We start from the raw sequence: 15,821 nt of genomic DNA, 5'->3' as shown, positions 1-15,821 counted from the left end.
AGCCCGCATCATTTCAATCACGGCCGCTTTGCGGTCACTGCAACCCTGGAGACAACAAACCATGCGTAATCTCAACAAGAAGCCCCTCGCCCTCGCCCTTGGCACCGCCTTCGCCTTCTGCGGCGCGGCGCCGGTGTTCGCGGCCTCCGATCTCTCGTCCGGCTACATGGTCGCCGCCCTCGGCGAGACCAAGGCCGGCGAAGCGAAGTGCGGCGAAGCCAAGTGCGGTGCGGACAAGAAGGCGGCGGAAGCCAAGTGCGGCGCCGAGAAGAAGGCCGCCGAGCACAAGTGCGGTGAGGGCAAGTGCGGCGCTGAGAAGAAGGCCAGCGAAGGCAAGTGTGGCGAAGGCAAGTGCGGTGCCGACAAGAAGGCTGCCGAAGCCAAGTGCGGTGCCGAGAAGAAAGCCGCCGAGGCCAAGTGCGGTGAAGCCAAGTGCGGCGCCGACAAGGCCAAGACCAAGTAAGGCCGCCGGGCTTTCCTGGTTTACCTATGCATACCCGCACCGCGTCTACGCTCAACCCGCGTCTGCGCGGTGCGGGTCTTGGTTTGCGCCGGGCCTTGCTCGGCCCGCTCGCCGAAGTACAGCCGCTGCCCGGTCAGGGCATCGGCTTTCTGGAAGTAGCACCAGAAAACTGGATGCGCATGGGCGGTCGCCTCGGGCGGCAGTTTCGCGCCTATACCGAGCGCTTTCCGTTTGTCGCGCATGGCCTGTCGCTGTCGATCGGTTCGCCGGCGGCGCTGGACGAAGACTTCGTCCGCGCGCTGAAGGTTTTTCTCGACCAGCACGGCATCGCCGATTATTCCGAACATCTCACGTTCTGCTCGGACGACGGTCATCTCTACGACCTGATGCCGATCCCGTTCACCGAAGAGGCGGTGGACTATGTGGCGGCGCGCGTGCGCCGCGTGCAGGACCTCCTCGAACGCCGCATCGCGCTGGAAAACGCCAGCTACTACACCCCGCTGGCCACCGAGCTGAGCGAGGCCGAGTTCATCCGCGCCGTGGTCGAGCGCGCCGACTGCGACCTCTTGCTGGATGTGAACAATGTGGTGGTCAACAGCATCAACCACCGCTATGACGCCATCGGTTTTCTCGACGCGCTGCCGCTGGAGCGGGTGCGCTACCTGCATCTCGCCGGGCATTACGTCGAGGCCGAAGACCTGCGCATCGACACCCACGGCAGTGCCGTCGACGATCCGGCCTGGACGCTGCTGGACCAGGTCTACGCCCGCCTGGGCGCGGTGCCGACGCTGCTGGAGCGCGACTTCAACATCCCGCCGCTGCCGGAGCTGATGCAGGAAATCCAGCGCATCAATGCCGCGCAGGCCAGGGTTCAAGCATCGTTGCGGGTCGCGCATGGCTGAGACCGATCTGCCGCAGCGCTTCCAGCAGTTGCAGTACGCCTTTACCGCGCATCTGCGCGATCCCGAGGCGGCGCCCGGCCCGGCGGGCATCGAGGAGCGGCGGCTGCGCATCTACCGCGAGCTGTTCTACAACAATGTCGAAGGCTTTCTCGCCAACGCCTTCCCGGTGATCCGCCAGCTGCTGGCGGAGGCCGACTGGCACCGTCTGGTGCGTGCGTTCTACGCCGGGCACCAGTGCCGGGATCCCTTGTTCAACGGCATCGCCGAGGAATTCGTGCGCTATCTGCAGGAGGAGCGCGGCGCGCCGCCGGGCGATCCGCCGTTTCTGCCTGAGCTTGCGCATTACGAGTGGGTGGAGCTGGCGCTGTCGATTGCCGAGGACGAACCGAGCCCGGTACTCGGCGCCGCCGATGCGGCCTCTCGCCTTGGCGAGGGGGAGCAAACTGACCCCAACGGCGATCTGCTGGCCGCGCCGCCTTGCGTTTCGCCGCTGGCCTGGACGCTGGGCTACGACTACCCGGTGCACCGCATCGGCCCGCAGTTCCAGCCCACCGAGCCGGGCAGCGAGGCGACCTGGCTGGTGGTGTATCGCAACCGCCAGGACGAGGTGCGCTTCCTGGAGATCAATGCCGTCACCGCCCGCCTGCTGGCGCTGGCGGCCGAACGGCCCGAGGCCAGCGGTCGCGAGCTGATCGCCGCCATCGCCGCCGAACTGGGGGTGGAGCTGGAGAGCCTGCTCGCGCCCGGGCTCGCCATGCTGCAAGGCCTGCGCGAGCGCGACGTGATCGTCGGCACCCGCCGCTAGCTTGAAATCGCACCGCGCCGCCGCATGCTAGCGGCCCCTGAACCGGAACCAAGCAGGCCCATGAATACCGAGAAAGCGACCTTTGCCGCCGGCTGTTTCTGGGGTGTGGAATACAAATTCTCCCGCCGCCCCGGCGTGCTGGGCACGGTGGTGGGCTACGAGGGCGGACAGCTCGCGCAGCCGACCTACAAGCAGGTCTGCACCGACCGCAGCGGCCACGCCGAAGTGGTGGAGCTGCGCTTCGACCCGGCGCAGACCGGCTACGAGGCGCTGGTGCGCTACTTCTTCGAGATGCACGACCCGACCACCCTCAATCGCCAGGGCGAGGACGTAGGCAGCCAATACCGCTCGGTGATCTTCACCCACAGCGCCGAGCAGCAGGCGATTGCCGAGCGGGTGCGTGCCGAGCTCAATGCCGGCGCATTTGCCGGCCGCATCGTCACCCGCATCGAGCCGGCGACGACCTTCTGGCCGGCCGAGGAATACCACCAGAAATACGGCGAGAAGCACCCCGGCCTGGCCTGCGCCTTGTAGGCCCTGTAACCGTGGCGCCGGCGACACCGACATTGCCCCGGTGTAGTCCGCCCCCTGCTCCTGCGCTGGCTGGCTCCCCTCCCCCTTGCGGGGAGGGGTTGGGGGAGGGGGAAGCCCGCAGCGGAGTGCGTTGGCCTTCGCTCGAGCGCTTCTGCCCGCGCTCTGCCCAAACCACAAACGCCGCGGCGCCCCCGCTAAGCCCGCAAGCCGGCATCCCCCAGCGGCTCGTTGCAGGCATCCATCTGCTTGCGCACCACGCCATCCAGGCGCAGCGGCGCGGTGCGTACCCATAGATCGAACTCGGCGGCGGGCATCGCCTTGGCAAACAGCCAGCCCTGCTGCTGGCGGCAGCCCAGTTCGTAGAGCGTCAGCATCTGGCCCAGGCGCTCGACGCCCTCGGCCACCAGGGTGATCTCCAGGCTGGAGGCCAGCGCGATGGTGGCGGCGACGATCTTTGCCGCCTGACGCTGACCTTCCAGCTGGCTGACGAAGCTCTTGTCGACCTTGATCTTGTCGATAGGGAAGCGCAGCAGGTAGCTGAGCGAGGAATAGCCGGTGCCGAAGTCGTCCAGCGCCACGCCGATGCCCAGGCTGCGCAGCTCGCGCAGCAGGCGCTCGGCCAGTTCCGGGCGCTCGATAAAGGCGCTTTCGGTGATCTCCACTTCCAGCCGCTGCGCTGGCAGGCCGGTATCGCGCAGCACGCCGGAGATCATCTCCACCACCCCAGGGCGCACCTGCTTGGCCGAGAGATTGAAGGCCAGCCTTCGGCTCAGCCCGGCGGCATGCCATTGCGCGGCGACCGCACAGGCGCTGCGCAGCAGCTGGTCGGTGAGGGCGTCGAGCTGGCCGGAATCCTCGGCGATGCCGATGAACTCGTCCGGCGGCACGAAGCCGCGCATGGGGTGCTTCCAGCGCGCCAGCGCCTCGGCGCAGACCACCTCGCCGGCGGCGAGGTCGATGATCGGCTGGAAGTAGGGGGTGATCTGCCCCTCGCGCAACGCCACCCGCATCTCGTCGGCCAGGTCCAGGCGCTGGCGGGCCTGCAGGGCGTAGTTGTGGCGGGCGAACTGCACGGTGTTGCGGCCCTGGCGCTTGGCGTGAAACATCGCGGCGTCGGCGGCGCAGACCAGGGCTTCCTGGGTGCTGCCATCGTCGGGGTGGACGGCTACGCCAAAGCTCGCGCAGAACGGCAGCCGCCGACCCTGCACCAGGCCCAGCTCCGCCATGCCCTGGCGCAGCAGCTCGACATGGCTGCCGATCTTGGCGCGGTAGTCCTCGCCGGAGGCGGGCAGCATCATCACGAACAGATCGCCGCTGTAGCGGTAGACGTGCCCTTCGTTGGTCAGGCCGCGCAGGCGTTCGGCGGCGCTGCACAGCACGCTGTCGCCAAAGCGGTGGCCGTAGCCGTCGTTGATGGTGCGGAACTGGTCGAGGTCGGCAAACACCAGCGCGAACTGGCGGCCGGCGCTGATCCACTCCTGCAGATCGGCTTCGAAACGGGGGCGGTTGGGCAGGCGGGTGAGGCCGTCGACAAAGGCGATGTCCTGCAAGTGGCCGGTGAACTGCGAGAGCTCGTGCAGGGCCTGGCCGATCTGGCCGAATTCGTCGGGGCCGGCCACCGGCGGGGCGCTCAGGCGCTCGCCGGCGCTCAGCCGCAGCAGCGAATCGTGGATGCGATTGAGCGGCGGCAGGATGGAGCGCGCCACCACATAGACCAGGCTGAAGATCACCGCGCCCAGAATCAGCAGGGCGATCAAGGCCAGCGCCTGGGTTTCACTTTCCTGAATCCGGGCGTCTTCCTGTGCGCGGTTCAAGTCATGGTTGAGGTCCGTGGCCAGCTGGCGCAGCCGCTGCTCCGCCGGGATGCTGATCTGCGGGAATTCGGCCATCAGCTGCCGGCTGGCGGCCAGTTGGCCGGCGCCGTGTAGCGCCGCTGCCCTCAGGGTGGCGGCCACCAGGCTCTCGCCGGTGGCGCGCAGCGCCTGCTGGACGTCCGGATCTACGCTCTCCAGACCGGCGACGGCGCTCTGGTAGTCGGCCAGTGCGGCCAGGGCGTTGGCGCTCAGTCCGGCGGGGGGCGACAGCTCGGGGGAGGCCAGATCGGCGGTCAGGAACAGCTCGCGGCGCAGCTTTGCGAAGCTGTTCTGCGCTTCCATGACCCGGTCCAGGCCGTGCAGCGTGTGATCGACCCGTTCCATCAGCGCGCGGTCGGCGCGGCGGTCGGTGACGCCGGCCCAGCCCAGGTAGAGGCTGCAGGCCAGCAGGGCGCCCAGACCGGCCAGCAGCAGCCGCAGCCGCAGCCGCACGCCGGTGCCACGTTGCAGCTGAGGCAGTTCGAGGCGGGTCTGCAGGCTGGTCACGGCTGGCTCCATGGCCGCAGCCGACAGGCCGCCCCGGCGCCGCGCCGGGGCGCGGAAACCACCAGCGGCCAGCCTGGCCGGCCCCGGCGCTGCGCCCAGGCCCTACAATGCCCGACCCTGAATTGCCTCCCGCGCCTCATGTCCGTCCTCGAGCGCATCGCGCAGCAAGCCGAGCTGCGCCGCACTTTCGCCATCATCAGCCACCCTGACGCCGGCAAGACCACGCTGACCGAAAAGCTGCTGCTGTTCGGCGGCGCGATCCAGCTCGCCGGCACGGTCAAGGGGCGCAAGGCCACGCGGCATGCGACCTCCGACTGGATGGCGCTGGAGCAACAGCGCGGCATTTCCATAACCACCTCCGTGATGCAGTTCCCCTATAACGGCAAGGTGGTCAATCTTCTTGATACCCCCGGGCACGAAGATTTTTCCGAGGACACCTACCGCACCCTGACGGCGGTCGACTCGGCGCTGATGGTGATCGACGCCGCCAAGGGTGTGGAGGCGCGCACCATCAAGCTGATGGAGGTCTGCCGGCTGCGTGACACGCCGATCATCACCTTCGTCAACAAGCTCGACCGCGAGGGCCGCGCGCCGCTGGAGCTGCTCGACGAGGTCGAGAAGGTGCTCAACCTCAAGTGCACGCCGATCACCTGGCCGCTGGGCATGGGCCGCGACTTCAAGGGCGTCTACCACCTGCTGGAAGACCGCTTCTATCTGTATTCCGGCGACAAGCACCGGGTGTCGGAGATCGAGACCATCGACGGCCTGCGCGCACCCGGTCTGGCCGAGCGCTTCGGCGATGTCTACCAGACCCTGCTCGACGAGATCGACCTGGTGCAGATGGCCGGCGACGGCTTCAACCTCGAGGACTACCGCGCCGCCAGGCTGACCCCGGTGTTCTTCGGTGCCGCCATCAACAACTTCGGCGTGCGCGAGCTGCTCAACGGCTTCACCGACTGGGCGCCGAGCCCCTTGCCGCGCGTCGCCGAGTTCAACGGCGTGGAGCGCGAGGTCTACCCGCAGCACGCCAAGTTCACCGGCTTTGTGTTCAAGATCCAGGCGAACATGGACCCCAAGCACCGCGACCGCGTGGCCTTTCTGCGCGTGTGCAGCGGCGTCTACCGCAAGGGCATGAGCCTGCATTCGGTGCGGCTCAATGGCCCGGTGCGGGTCAACAGCGCGCTCACCTTCATGGCCGCCGACCGCGAGGCGGTGGAAGAGGCCTATCCGGGCGACATCATCGGCCTGCACAACCACGGCGCCATCGCCATCGGCGACACCCTGAGCGAGGGCGAGAACCTGCGCTTCACCGGCATCCCCAGCTTCGCGCCCGATCTGTTCCGGCGGGTGATCCTCAAGGACCCGCTCAAGGCCAAGCAGCTCAACAAGGGTCTGGACCAGCTCTGCGAAGAGGGCGCGACCCAGGTCTACCGGCCGATCACCAACAACGACGTGGTGCTGGGCGCGGTTGGCACCCTGCAGTTCGACGTGGTGCAGTACCGCTTGCAGGACGAGTACAGCGTCGCCTCCGCCTTCGAGCCGGTCACCGTGCACTGCGCCCGCTGGGTGGTGTGCAACGACCCCAAGAAGCTCAAGGACTTCGTCGACAAGAACGAGCTGCGCATCGCCAAGGACCACTACGGCGAACTGGTGTACCTCGCCTCCTCGGCGGTGAACCTGGCGATGGCCAAGGAGCGTTTCCCGGACGTCCAGTTCCTCGACACCCGCACGCATGTAGTGGGGTCGCACGGATAAGCGGGACAGCCAGTGGCTGTCCGCCCATTCAACCCGCCAGCATCGACAAACGCCGCGCGGCGGTGTCCAATCGCGCCGCGCCCTGCGACGGTTTGCGCCGTCGCGACATCCGGGCGGGGAAAGCGTTAGGGTTCAGCCTCAATTCAGTCGTCTGCCTCAGGCTGACCGCGACTCGATAATCACCCACAGGAGGGTGTCATGAAGAAAAAGTCACTGATTCTGGTTCTGTTGGCCGCGCCGCTGGCGTTTGGCGTGGTCGCCTGCAACAAGTCCGACAGCACCGCCGCCCAGGTGGAGCAGCAGCTCGCCGAGGCCAAGGCGCAGGCCGAAAAGGCCGAGCAGGAGCTGGCGATGCTGCGCGAGCAGGAAGCCGCCGCCAAGGCCGAGGAGGCGCAGAAGCAGCTGGAAGCCGCCCAGGCCGAAGCCGAAGCCGCCCGCAAGGAAGCCGAGGAAGCCAAGGCCCGCGCCGCCGCCGCCGAGAAGGCCAGCAAGAAGAAGCAGGCCGCCGTCGCTGCCGCGCCTGCCCCGGTGGTCAGCAAGCCCGAGCCCAAGCCGGTCTGTCAGGACTGCGGCACCGTCGCCGGCGTGACCGCCGTGCAGGTGCAGGGTGAAGGTAGCGGCATGGGCGCGGTGGCCGGTGCCATCGCCGGCGCGGTGATCGGTCACCAGTTCGGTCGTGGCCAGGGCAATACCGCTGCCAAGGTGGTGGGCGCTGCGGGCGGCGGCTATGCCGGCAACGAGATCGAGAAGCGCATCCGTAGCACCACGGTCTATGACGTGACCGTGCAGATGGACAACGGCAGCACCCGCACGGTGCGCGTCGCCGATCCCTCGGGCATCAGCTCCGGCGAGCGGGTGCGGGTGGAAGGCGGCAATCTGGTCCGCATCTAAGGCGGCAGGCGGCAAACTGAAACGGGGCCTGAATAGGCCCCGTTTTTTGTTGGCTGTTTGACCAAGGGCGCTTGCAGTCGGCAGCGCGTGCCCCGGACCTTGCCTCCCGATCAGTTCCCTCCCCCGCTTGCGGGGGAGGGCTAGGGTGGGGGCGTTTGCCGGCCCTGATCTACGGTCCTAGCTCGCGCGCGAGCAGGGGCCGGTTTCTTGAGCGGTGTTGCTTGCTCGTCATCCCTGGCGCGGCGGCGCGGATTCGCCAACCCCCGGCCAGGCCATCCATGGCCTGGCGTTCGCTCGGGCGATTGCCATTCAAGGCAATCGCCTATTTCGCGCTCACCCAAACCGGCGCGAGATAGGCCACCGATTTGTTGTCGGCCCCGCCGTGCACGCGCACGAAGTACCAGCGGGTTTCGCCGCTGGCGGTGGGCACCGGTAGCTGGAAGCGGGCCTCGTCTCCACTCACGGTTTGGATCGGCTCGCTGCTGCCACTGGTGTAGAGGCGGTATTCGCCGGTAAAGGCGCTGCCGTCCTTCTGCGTTAGGCGCACCTGCAGCGGCACGGTCTTGCCGGCCTCGCAGCTCAGCCGTGAACCCATGGGGTGTTCGCCGTCGGCCAGCAGCTCCGCGCGTAAATGCCAGCCGGGCGACAGCGCCATGGTGCGGCGGGCCAGCCAGGCTTCCTTGAAGGCTTCGGCGCTCAGGCCGCTGGCCAGGGTCACGGTTTTCGGCCTGTGCTCCACCGCGTACTCGCCGAAGTGTTCGTCCTCGGAGCCGATCGGCGACAGCCGCCAGCCCTGGTCGAGCGCGCGTTGGTAGTAGGGCAGGTAGCGGTCGTCGCGATTGCCGTCGTTATACAGCTCCATCCCGAACATGCGCTCCACTGCCGCTGGCACCAGCGCGTAGTCGTTCCAGTCGCAGAAGCCGGTGGTCAGCCCCGTGGGGTCGCTCTTGGTTAAGCATTTGTCGTGCGGGTGGTTGAAGTGCGCCAGCGCGTCGTTGCCACCACCGAAGGGCACGTTGGCGCCACCGTTGATGCCGATGCTGGTCAGCGAACCACCCAGCCCCGGGGTGTTCGGATCGCGGGTGAACCACTCCCAGAAGGTCTCCATGGTCAGCGCGTAGCCGAGGTCAGTTTTGGCGTTGGTGAAGTTGGTGGAGAAATAGACGTTGATGTGGCCGAACACATCACTGGTCCATTCGAAGCCGCGGATGCCGAGGAAGTGCTCGCTGCTTGCCTCCTGCGCCTGGGTCAGGGTGGATGCCCACTTCACCAGCTTGTCGGCGGTGGGGTTGAGGAAGCAGTACTCGACCGCGTTTGGGTCGAACTCGCCCGAGGTCGGATCGCAGTAGGCGTGCAGAGTGATGAAGTTGAGCGCGTCCAGGCTATCGGAGTGCTCGGAGCTGCCCACGTAGTCGTAGCCGGCGGTGGCGGCGACGCGGAAGTAGTCGGCGGGGATGGCGGTGGGCAGACCGTCCGAATAGGCCGAGTGCTCGTGCATCAGGCCCTCGTACTGCTTCAGGCCGGCCAGCGCCGGGCCGGTATAAGGATCGCAGGCCTTCGCGCCCGGAGGCGGATCGACGATCGCCGACGGCTCGAACACCGCCGTCACCAGGTGGTGGTTGTCCATGGTCACCACGCACTCGCCACTGCCGGCGCAGGCGCCGCGCCATTCCAGGAAACGGCGCGACTCGCCGGGCTCGGCGGTGAGCCGCACCACGGCCCCTACCGGAAAGCTGCCGGAACATTGGCTGCCGCAGTCGATGCCGGCTGGGGCTGAGACCACGCGCCCCTCCAGCACCTTGCTGACGTTGAGTACGTACTGCGACGGTGGCGGTGGCGTGCCGGTGGCGGCGTCGTTGGAAGAAGAGCAGGCGGCTAGCAGCAAGGCCAGCGCAGCTGCGCACGCGCGCGGGAGGTTCGACATGGAAAACACCAGAGTGCGACGAGGCGCACAAGCCTAGCGGTCGCCGATGACCTGACGATGACGTCTCGATGACGCGCCTAGACCCGGATGCCAACCCAGCCGCGCCGCTGCCAGGCCCGCACGAACAGGCCGGTCTGCAGGCCGCGGTAGGCGAGCATCGCCAGCCAGACCGCGTTCAGGCCCAGGCCCAGCTTGGGACCCAGCAGCCAGGCCAGGGGCAGGAACAGCCCCCATTGCAGGCCCACCGCCACCTGCATCACCAGCTTGGCGGCACCGACGCCGAGCAGGGCGTTCATCAGGATCAGGCCCAGGGCATCGACCAGCACCGTGCCGCCGACCAGTTGCAGCGGCACCCGGCCCAGCGCCACCAGCGCGGGGTCGGCGACGAAGGCGGCTAGGATCAGCTCCGGCAGCAGCAGCATGGCGGCGGCCAGCGGCGCCAGCAGGAACACCGCTTGACGGAACACCTCCCAGGCCCAGCGCTGCGCGTCGTCGACCTGCTTGCGGCCCAGAGCCTGGCCGCAGAGGGTGGCGGCGGCGATGCCGAAGCCCATGCCCGGCAGCACCGTCACCAGGGTGATGTTGACCAGCACATTGGCCACCGCCAGCTCGGCGGTGCCGATGCGGCCGACGATCCAGAACAGCACCACGAAGCCGGCGGCGAACAGCAGTTGCTGCAAGGCGTTGGGCAGACCCAGGCGCACCAGACTCAGGAACTCCTCGCGGCTGGGCCGGCGCTGGAGAAAGCCGCTGCCCGCCGCGTGCCGGCGCGCCAGCCAGAAATAGGTGGCGGTGCCGATCACCAGGCTGATGCTGGTGCCCAGACCGGCGCCGGTGGTGCCCAGCGCCGGCAGGCCGAGCTTGCCGAAGATCAGGCAGTAGTTGAGCGCGATGTTGAGGCTGTGCATCCAGATCAGGTTGCTCATGTACAGCCGGGTCAGCTTCACCGCGCTCCAGTAGCCGCGAAAGCAGAAGTTCATGCCCAGCGCCACCACCGACAGCAGGCGCATCTGCAGGTAGGGCACGCCCTGCGCGGCCACTGCCGGGTCGGGATTGAGCACCGAGAACAGCCAGGGCGCCAGCGCGATCAGCAACAGCGAGATCGGCAGGCCGATCAGCACCGCCAGGATCAAGCCGCCGTTGAGCGGCGCGGCGGCCTGCTCGGGCCGGCCTTCGCCGATGCGCCGCGCGGCGATCGCCTGCACGCTGGCCGAGAGCCCGGTGACCAGGGCCATGGCCATGAAGTTGATGAAGCTGGCGAGGCCGACGCCGGCCAGGGCCGAGGAGCCGAGCTGGCCGACCATCGCCATGTCCACCAGGTTGAGGACGTTCTGCGAGGTCATGCCGCCGATGATCGGCAGCGACAGCGCCCAGATCTCGCGGCGGCGGCTGGCGGTGGCGTTCGGCAAGGGGGTGGTGGTCCTTTAAAGCGGAGTGGCGCGCGGATGGCCGCCGCGCATTGTCGCGACTATGCGTCGCGCCTGCCTTACAGGCAGCCCGGCGCCGGCGCGGGATCGGCGGCGCCGTAGTGCGCGCGCAGCAGGCGTGGCGGGTTCTCGTCCAGGGCCAACACCAGCAGCGGGCCGTAGGAGCTCTCGCAGAAGTCCGGCAGTGCCGGACCACCCAGCGCCGCCAGGATCGCCGGCACGGTATTGCTGTGGCCGACCACCAGCACGGTGGCGGCGTCCTGCGCGCGCACGGCGGCGGTTACCGCCGCGACATGGGCGGCGGTGCCGCCCTCGAAGCCGATGGCCTGCGGCTTCAGTCCGGTTGCGGCGGCGGTCGGCGCGGCGGTGTCGCGGGTGCGGCGCAGCGGGCTGGTGAGGATGGCGCCGACCCTGGCCTCGGCCAGGGCGGCCGCAAGCGCCTGCGCGCGTGCCTGGCCGGCGGTGGAAAGGCCGGGGTCGGCGCCGGGCTCGCTGGCTTTCTCGGCATGGCGCACCAGCAGCACCAGGCTGGGCGCGGCCTGGGCGGTGGCGCTGCCCAGGCTCAGCAAGACGGCGAGCAGCAGCGCGGCAGTGGGACGGGACATGGCGGATTCGCTGAGCGGGAACGTCGCCAGCCTAGACCCGAACCCAGACCGCAGCCAGCCGCGGGGCTTGCCCTGTCCGGGGTGCGCCAGGACGGCCTGGCCTCCCACGCGGGGCGCAAAGCCCCACGCCCGGTTTAGCGTCCGGCGCGACCGATGGCGCCCAAGAGACGCGCCAGTTGCAGCAGCGCCCCGGGCGCCATCGACTTGCCGGTGTTGAGCAGGGCCACTGAGATGTCGCGGCGCGGGTCGGCCCAGCACAGCACGCTGACGAAGCCGAGGTGACCGAAGGCCTCGTGGCTCTTCGGCCCGAACAGACCGAACGGCGACTCGCCGAGCATGAAGCCGGCGGAGAAGCGCAGCGGCACCATCAGCATGCCGTCGTACTGGATCTTGCCGACCGGCCGCACCGCTTCGGCGACGGTCTCGGCTTGCAGCACCCGCACACCATCCAGCTCGCCGCCGTTGAGCAGCATCTGGAACACCTTACAGGCGTCGTCGGCGTTGGCGAAGATGTTGCCGGAAGGCACCACCGAGGAGAGGAAGCCCTCCTCGTTGGCGGCCTCGGCGGCGCGCTCGAAGGAGACGCCGATGATGCGCTGCGCGTACTGCGTCACCGGCCAGAACGGCTTGGGCCCGGTGCCGTAGCTCTTCGGCGCCAGCGCCCGGCGCTCGGGGGTGAGGCCGAAGCTCATGCTGTCCAGCTTCAGCGGATCGGTCAGGGTCTGCCGCAGGTAGTCGCGGATCTCGATGCCGCTGACCCGGCGGATCAGCTCGCCAACGATGAAGCCGACGGTGAGCGCGTGATAGGCCTGCTTCTCGAAGCGCGGGTCGAAGGGCGGCGCCAGGCACAGCAGGTGCACCAGCGCGTCCCAGTGCTGCAGCAGCGAGGGGTCGGGGTGCTTCACCGGCAGCGTCGGGATGCCGGCGCGGTGCGCGAGCAACTGGCGGATGGTGACCGCACCCTTGCCGCGCGCGGCGAATTCCGGAATGTAGTCGGCGACGCGATCGTCCAGCCGCAGCCGGCCCTGCTCGGCGAGCTTGTGCACCAGGAGCGCGGTGATCGCCTTGGAGGCGGAAAACAGGCAGACCGGGGAATCCGGATGCAGCGGCACCTCCGGCCCGATCTCGCCGGGCGCATTGCCCGACACCCGTCCGATCGAGCGCTTGAGCACGATCCGGCCCTGGCGACGCATCACCAAGGTGATCGCCGGATGCGCGCCACTGCGGTACAGGCCCTGCATCGCCGCCCAGATGCGCTCGCGGTCGGCCTCGCTGACGCCGGTGTCCTGCTCGCCGAACTCGGCGGCATGGTCGATGTGACTGAGCGGCCCGAGATCCTTCGGCACCTGCACCCAACGACTCTTGCTCATCCGATCTGTCCCGCTGGTATCTGTAAACGCAGGCCGTCTAGCGCGGCGCTGACCCGAATCTGGCAGGACAGCCGACTCCGCGGCCCCGGCTCCACCGCCGCTTCCAGCATGGCGGTCTCCATCTCGTCCGCCGCCGGCAGCGCCGCGAACCAGGGCGGCTCGACGTAGACGTGGCAGGTGGCGCAGGCGCAGCCGCCACCGCATTCGCCGACGATGCCGGGAATCCGCGCGCCGGTGGCGGCCTCCATCACGGTCTGGCCTTCGGTGGCCTCGACCTCGCGGGTCTCGCCGCCGGGCAGCACGAACTCCAGGCGCACCATCCCGAGCTTCAGGCCGCCGCTTGCAGGTTCTTCAGCGGCTGGCTGTCGTCGGCGAGCTGCTCCGGCGGCAGCACCGCGCCTTCGGCCACCCACTTCTTGGCCAGCATGAATTCGCCGGGACGGCTGACGGTATCGGCGGCGATCAACTTGCCGGCCTTGAGGTAGAAGGCGGCGAAATTGCGCTGGCTGGCCGGGTCGCCGCGCACGACCAGCTGGTCGTAGCCCTGCGAGAGACCGACCATCTGCAGCTTGAGGTCGTACTGGTCGGACCAGAACCAGGGCACGTTCTGGTAGGCCTCGTTCTTGCCCAGCATCGAGCGGGCGGCGATGCGGCCCTGCTCCATGGCGTTCTGCACCGACTCCAGGCGGATGCGACGGCCGGCGAAGTTGCTGGGGTGGTTGCTGCAATCGCCGGCGGCGACGATGTCGGGGTCGTTGGTGCGCGCGTACTCGTCAACGACGATGCCGTTATCGACAGTGATCCCCGCCTCGCTGGCCAGCTCGACATTCGGCACCACGCCGATGCCGACGATGATGAAGTCGGTTTCGATGCGGCTGCCGTCGGCGAGCTTCACCGCGCAGACGCGGTCGCCCTCGGTTTCATAACTTTCGATCTGCGCGCCGGTGCGCAGATCGACGCCGGCCTCGCGGTGCATGCGCTCGAAGAAGCTGGACACCTCCGGCGCAGTGACGCGGGCGAGCACCCGCGGCAGACCTTCCAGCACGGTGACCTGCAGGCCCAGCTTGACCATCACCGCCGCCGTCTCCAGGCCGATGAAGCCGCCGCCGATCACCAGCGCGCGCTGGCCGGCGACGCAGCGCGGTTGCAGCTTCTTCACGTCGGCGATGCTGCGCAGCGGCAGCACATTGCTCTTGTCGGTGCCGGGCTGGTTGAGCATCCGGGCGCGGCCGCCGGTGGTCAGCGCCAGCTTGTCGTAGGGCTGCTCGCGGCCATCGGCGAGCACCAGCACATGGCGGGCACGGTCGATGCGCGCCACCCGGGTAGAGCCCATGAATTCGATCTTGAGCTGTTCCAGCTTGGCCCGCGGGCTGACGTAGAGCGACTCCTCGGTGACCGCGCCCGAGAGAAAGCCCTTGGACAGCGGTGGCCGCTTGTAGGGGATCTGCTCTTCTTCGCCGATCAGCAGCACGCGGCCGGTATAGCCCTGCTTGCGCAACTCGCCGGCGACTTCGCCGCCGGCCTGGCCGGCACCGACGATGACAAAGACGGAATCCGGCTGGCTGCCGGGGGTGTTGCTGCTATCGGAGTCGCTCATGCGGCGTAAGGCCCGTAGGGTGTGGAGCGCAGGCTGCGCGGGGAGCGCAATTATGGCGCGCCGATGTTCGGCAAGCTGGGCGCGGGCGTCTTCGCCCGTTTGCAGTACCGGCGCGGTGCCCGCTCAGCGCGCGTAGTCCTTCAGCGGCGGCTCCTCGCCGACCAGATGCAGCGCCGGCAGGCCGCTGCTCAGCTCGGCTTGCAGGATGCTGACCAGCCCGCTGGCGGCGCCGGTGCTGATGATCTGGTCGGGGATGATCGCCGCCAGGCCGCACAGCGCCGCGCCGCCGGCGCGCTCGGCATTGGCCGGGCCGGGCTGGCTGATCGCGTCCAGCGTGAGCTCAAAGGCCAGACGGTCGGTGAGGCCGATGGTGACGTGGTCGACGAAGCGGCCAGGGCAGAGATCCTGCAACAGCAGATTGCTGACCTTGGGATTGTTCTGCTGCCAGTCCAGCGCCGCGGTCGGCACCGGGCTCACCGGCTGCACCAGTTCGTCGAACTGGGTGTAGAGGTTGGTGTAGTCGATGTCGCCCGGGGTTTCGTCGCCGCGATTGACCGTGGTGGTGAACATCGAGTCGGGCGCGAACTGGTAGACCGCCGCCGGCAGGCCAGTGAGGTTGGGCAGCAGCGGCAGCGCCGGAGCATTGGCGGTACCGTGGTTGGGGCCGGCCTGCAGCACGAAGTCCGCCACTGCCGCGCGCGCCGAGGGCCACCACTTCAAGGCCCAGCGTGGCATGCTCGCGCCCTGGCTGTGGCCGATCATCGCCACCTTGCGGCCGGTCTCGGCGTGGATGCGGCGCAGCGCATGCACCACGTACTCGGCGGAGATCTGCATGTCGCCCAGGCCGCGATCGGGATAGGTCACCGCGCAGACGTCAAAACCACGCTCGCTGAGCAGCGGGATGTAGGTCCACTCGTACTGCTCGGCGCCATTGGTGAAAGTGCCGTGCACCAGCAGTACCGGCGGCTTGTCCGGGTGCTGGTAGGGCGTGCAATGCAGCGCCGCGTCGAGTTGCTCCACCGGAGTTTCCAGCTTGGGCTCGCCGGCCCAGCCGTTGGCGGCGCTGGCGGCATCGCCCTCGCCGCCCCCGCAGGCGCTCAGCAACAGCGCCAAGCTGGCGGCGCCGATCCGGACGCGATTGTTCTTGGCCATGGTTCTCCTCCCGCTGGCATCGGCGCCAAGTATCGC

The 15,821-nt window shown here is 68.6% G+C and carries 14 protein-coding genes; 6 read left to right on the top strand and 8 right to left on the bottom strand.

The window, feature by feature from the left end:
• Nucleotides 1-61: 61 nt before the first annotated feature.
• Genes AC3WT6_RS01180 through msrA form a run of 4 tightly spaced genes read left to right on the top strand, consistent with a single transcriptional unit; the run spans nt 62 to nt 2,704 of the window.
• A complete protein-coding gene (locus tag AC3WT6_RS01180; RefSeq protein WP_492651719.1) occupies nt 62-463 on the top strand; it encodes an HvfA family oxazolone/thioamide-modified RiPP metallophore in 402 nt (133 codons plus the stop codon).
• A gap of 26 nt (nt 464-489) precedes the next feature.
• Complete coding sequence (locus AC3WT6_RS01175; protein WP_492651718.1) at nt 490-1,365, top strand: HvfB family MNIO-type RiPP peptide maturase; 876 nt, start codon at nt 490-492, stop codon at nt 1,363-1,365.
• Entirely contained in the window at nt 1,358-2,170 is an 813-nt protein-coding gene (locus tag AC3WT6_RS01170) for an HvfC family RiPP maturation protein (RefSeq protein ID WP_492651717.1), read from the top strand. Before AC3WT6_RS01175 ends, AC3WT6_RS01170 begins: the two co-directional genes overlap by 8 nt.
• 60 nt (nt 2,171-2,230) lie before the next feature.
• Nucleotides 2,231-2,704 carry a peptide-methionine (S)-S-oxide reductase MsrA gene (msrA, locus tag AC3WT6_RS01165; protein WP_492651716.1) on the top strand — a complete coding sequence of 158 codons (474 nt, stop codon included), beginning with the start codon at nt 2,231-2,233 and terminating at the stop codon, nt 2,702-2,704.
• Nucleotides 2,705-2,898: 194 nt separating this feature from the next.
• Here the strand turns inward: msrA and AC3WT6_RS01160 are convergent, their stop codons facing one another.
• The gene (locus tag AC3WT6_RS01160) at nt 2,899-5,064 is read right to left on the bottom strand and encodes a putative bifunctional diguanylate cyclase/phosphodiesterase (RefSeq protein WP_492651715.1); all 2,166 of its coding nucleotides are present in this window, start codon (nt 5,062-5,064) and stop codon (nt 2,899-2,901) included.
• 138 nt (nt 5,065-5,202) lie between these two features.
• Between AC3WT6_RS01160 and AC3WT6_RS01155 the strand changes: the two genes are divergently transcribed.
• On the top strand, nt 5,203-6,819 hold the full coding sequence (locus tag AC3WT6_RS01155; RefSeq protein ID WP_492651714.1) for a peptide chain release factor 3: 1,617 nt from the start codon (nt 5,203-5,205) through the stop codon (nt 6,817-6,819).
• A 198-nt stretch (nt 6,820-7,017) separates the two neighbouring features.
• Entirely contained in the window at nt 7,018-7,710 is a 693-nt protein-coding gene (locus AC3WT6_RS01150; protein ID WP_492651713.1) for a glycine zipper 2TM domain-containing protein, read from the top strand.
• Between the two features lie 322 nt (nt 7,711-8,032).
• Here the strand turns inward: AC3WT6_RS01150 and AC3WT6_RS01145 are convergent, their stop codons facing one another.
• The 7 genes from AC3WT6_RS01145 to AC3WT6_RS01115 all read right to left on the bottom strand — a co-directional run bounded on the left by AC3WT6_RS01145 (nt 8,033) and on the right by AC3WT6_RS01115 (nt 15,785).
• Entirely contained in the window at nt 8,033-9,634 is a 1,602-nt protein-coding gene (locus AC3WT6_RS01145; protein ID WP_492651712.1) for an InlB B-repeat-containing protein, read from the bottom strand.
• A 77-nt stretch (nt 9,635-9,711) separates the two neighbouring features.
• A complete protein-coding gene (locus tag AC3WT6_RS01140; protein WP_492651711.1) occupies nt 9,712-11,043 on the bottom strand; it encodes an MATE family efflux transporter in 1,332 nt (443 codons plus the stop codon).
• Between the two features lie 77 nt (nt 11,044-11,120).
• Nucleotides 11,121-11,666, bottom strand: a complete 546-nt coding sequence (locus AC3WT6_RS01135) for a histidine phosphatase family protein (protein ID WP_492651710.1) — start codon at nt 11,664-11,666, stop codon at nt 11,121-11,123.
• Nucleotides 11,667-11,800: 134 nt separating this feature from the next.
• Nucleotides 11,801-13,036, bottom strand: a complete 1,236-nt coding sequence (locus AC3WT6_RS01130; RefSeq protein ID WP_492651709.1) for a serine hydrolase domain-containing protein — start codon at nt 13,034-13,036, stop codon at nt 11,801-11,803.
• Nucleotides 13,033-13,356 carry a 2Fe-2S iron-sulfur cluster-binding protein gene (locus AC3WT6_RS01125; RefSeq protein WP_492651708.1) on the bottom strand — a complete coding sequence of 108 codons (324 nt, stop codon included), beginning with the start codon at nt 13,354-13,356 and terminating at the stop codon, nt 13,033-13,035. Before AC3WT6_RS01125 ends, AC3WT6_RS01130 begins: the two co-directional genes overlap by 4 nt.
• A gap of 8 nt (nt 13,357-13,364) precedes the next feature.
• Complete coding sequence (locus AC3WT6_RS01120) at nt 13,365-14,633, bottom strand: NAD(P)/FAD-dependent oxidoreductase (protein ID WP_492651707.1); 1,269 nt, start codon at nt 14,631-14,633, stop codon at nt 13,365-13,367.
• 123 nt (nt 14,634-14,756) lie between these two features.
• The gene (locus AC3WT6_RS01115; RefSeq protein WP_492651706.1) at nt 14,757-15,785 is read right to left on the bottom strand and encodes an esterase/lipase family protein; all 1,029 of its coding nucleotides are present in this window, start codon (nt 15,783-15,785) and stop codon (nt 14,757-14,759) included.
• Nucleotides 15,786-15,821: the final 36 nt, after the last annotated feature.

Source organism: Stagnimonas sp. FW305-C-60, from assembly GCF_058782965.1.
This window is presented reverse-complemented; position numbering and strand designations above follow the sequence as displayed.

Excerpts from the sequence above, each read along its gene's own strand:
- AC3WT6_RS01135 (WP_492651710.1), bottom strand. The coding sequence starts at position 11,666 with ATGTCCCGTCCCACTGCCGCGCTGCTGCTCGCCGTCTTGCTGAGCCTG.
- AC3WT6_RS01150 (WP_492651713.1), top strand. The coding sequence starts at position 7,018 with ATGAAGAAAAAGTCACTGATTCTGGTTCTGTTGGCCGCGCCGCTGGCG.
- AC3WT6_RS01145 (WP_492651712.1), bottom strand. The coding sequence starts at position 9,634 with ATGTCGAACCTCCCGCGCGCGTGCGCAGCTGCGCTGGCCTTGCTGCTA.
- AC3WT6_RS01175 (WP_492651718.1), top strand. The coding sequence starts at position 490 with ATGCATACCCGCACCGCGTCTACGCTCAACCCGCGTCTGCGCGGTGCG.
- AC3WT6_RS01170 (WP_492651717.1), top strand. The coding sequence starts at position 1,358 with ATGGCTGAGACCGATCTGCCGCAGCGCTTCCAGCAGTTGCAGTACGCC.
- AC3WT6_RS01155 (WP_492651714.1), top strand. The coding sequence starts at position 5,203 with ATGTCCGTCCTCGAGCGCATCGCGCAGCAAGCCGAGCTGCGCCGCACT.
- AC3WT6_RS01130 (WP_492651709.1), bottom strand. The coding sequence starts at position 13,036 with ATGAGCAAGAGTCGTTGGGTGCAGGTGCCGAAGGATCTCGGGCCGCTC.
- msrA (WP_492651716.1), top strand. The coding sequence starts at position 2,231 with ATGAATACCGAGAAAGCGACCTTTGCCGCCGGCTGTTTCTGGGGTGTG.
- AC3WT6_RS01115 (WP_492651706.1), bottom strand. The coding sequence starts at position 15,785 with ATGGCCAAGAACAATCGCGTCCGGATCGGCGCCGCCAGCTTGGCGCTG.
- AC3WT6_RS01125 (WP_492651708.1), bottom strand. The coding sequence starts at position 13,356 with ATGGTGCGCCTGGAGTTCGTGCTGCCCGGCGGCGAGACCCGCGAGGTC.
- AC3WT6_RS01180 (WP_492651719.1), top strand. The coding sequence starts at position 62 with ATGCGTAATCTCAACAAGAAGCCCCTCGCCCTCGCCCTTGGCACCGCC.
- AC3WT6_RS01120 (WP_492651707.1), bottom strand. The coding sequence starts at position 14,633 with ATGAGCGACTCCGATAGCAGCAACACCCCCGGCAGCCAGCCGGATTCC.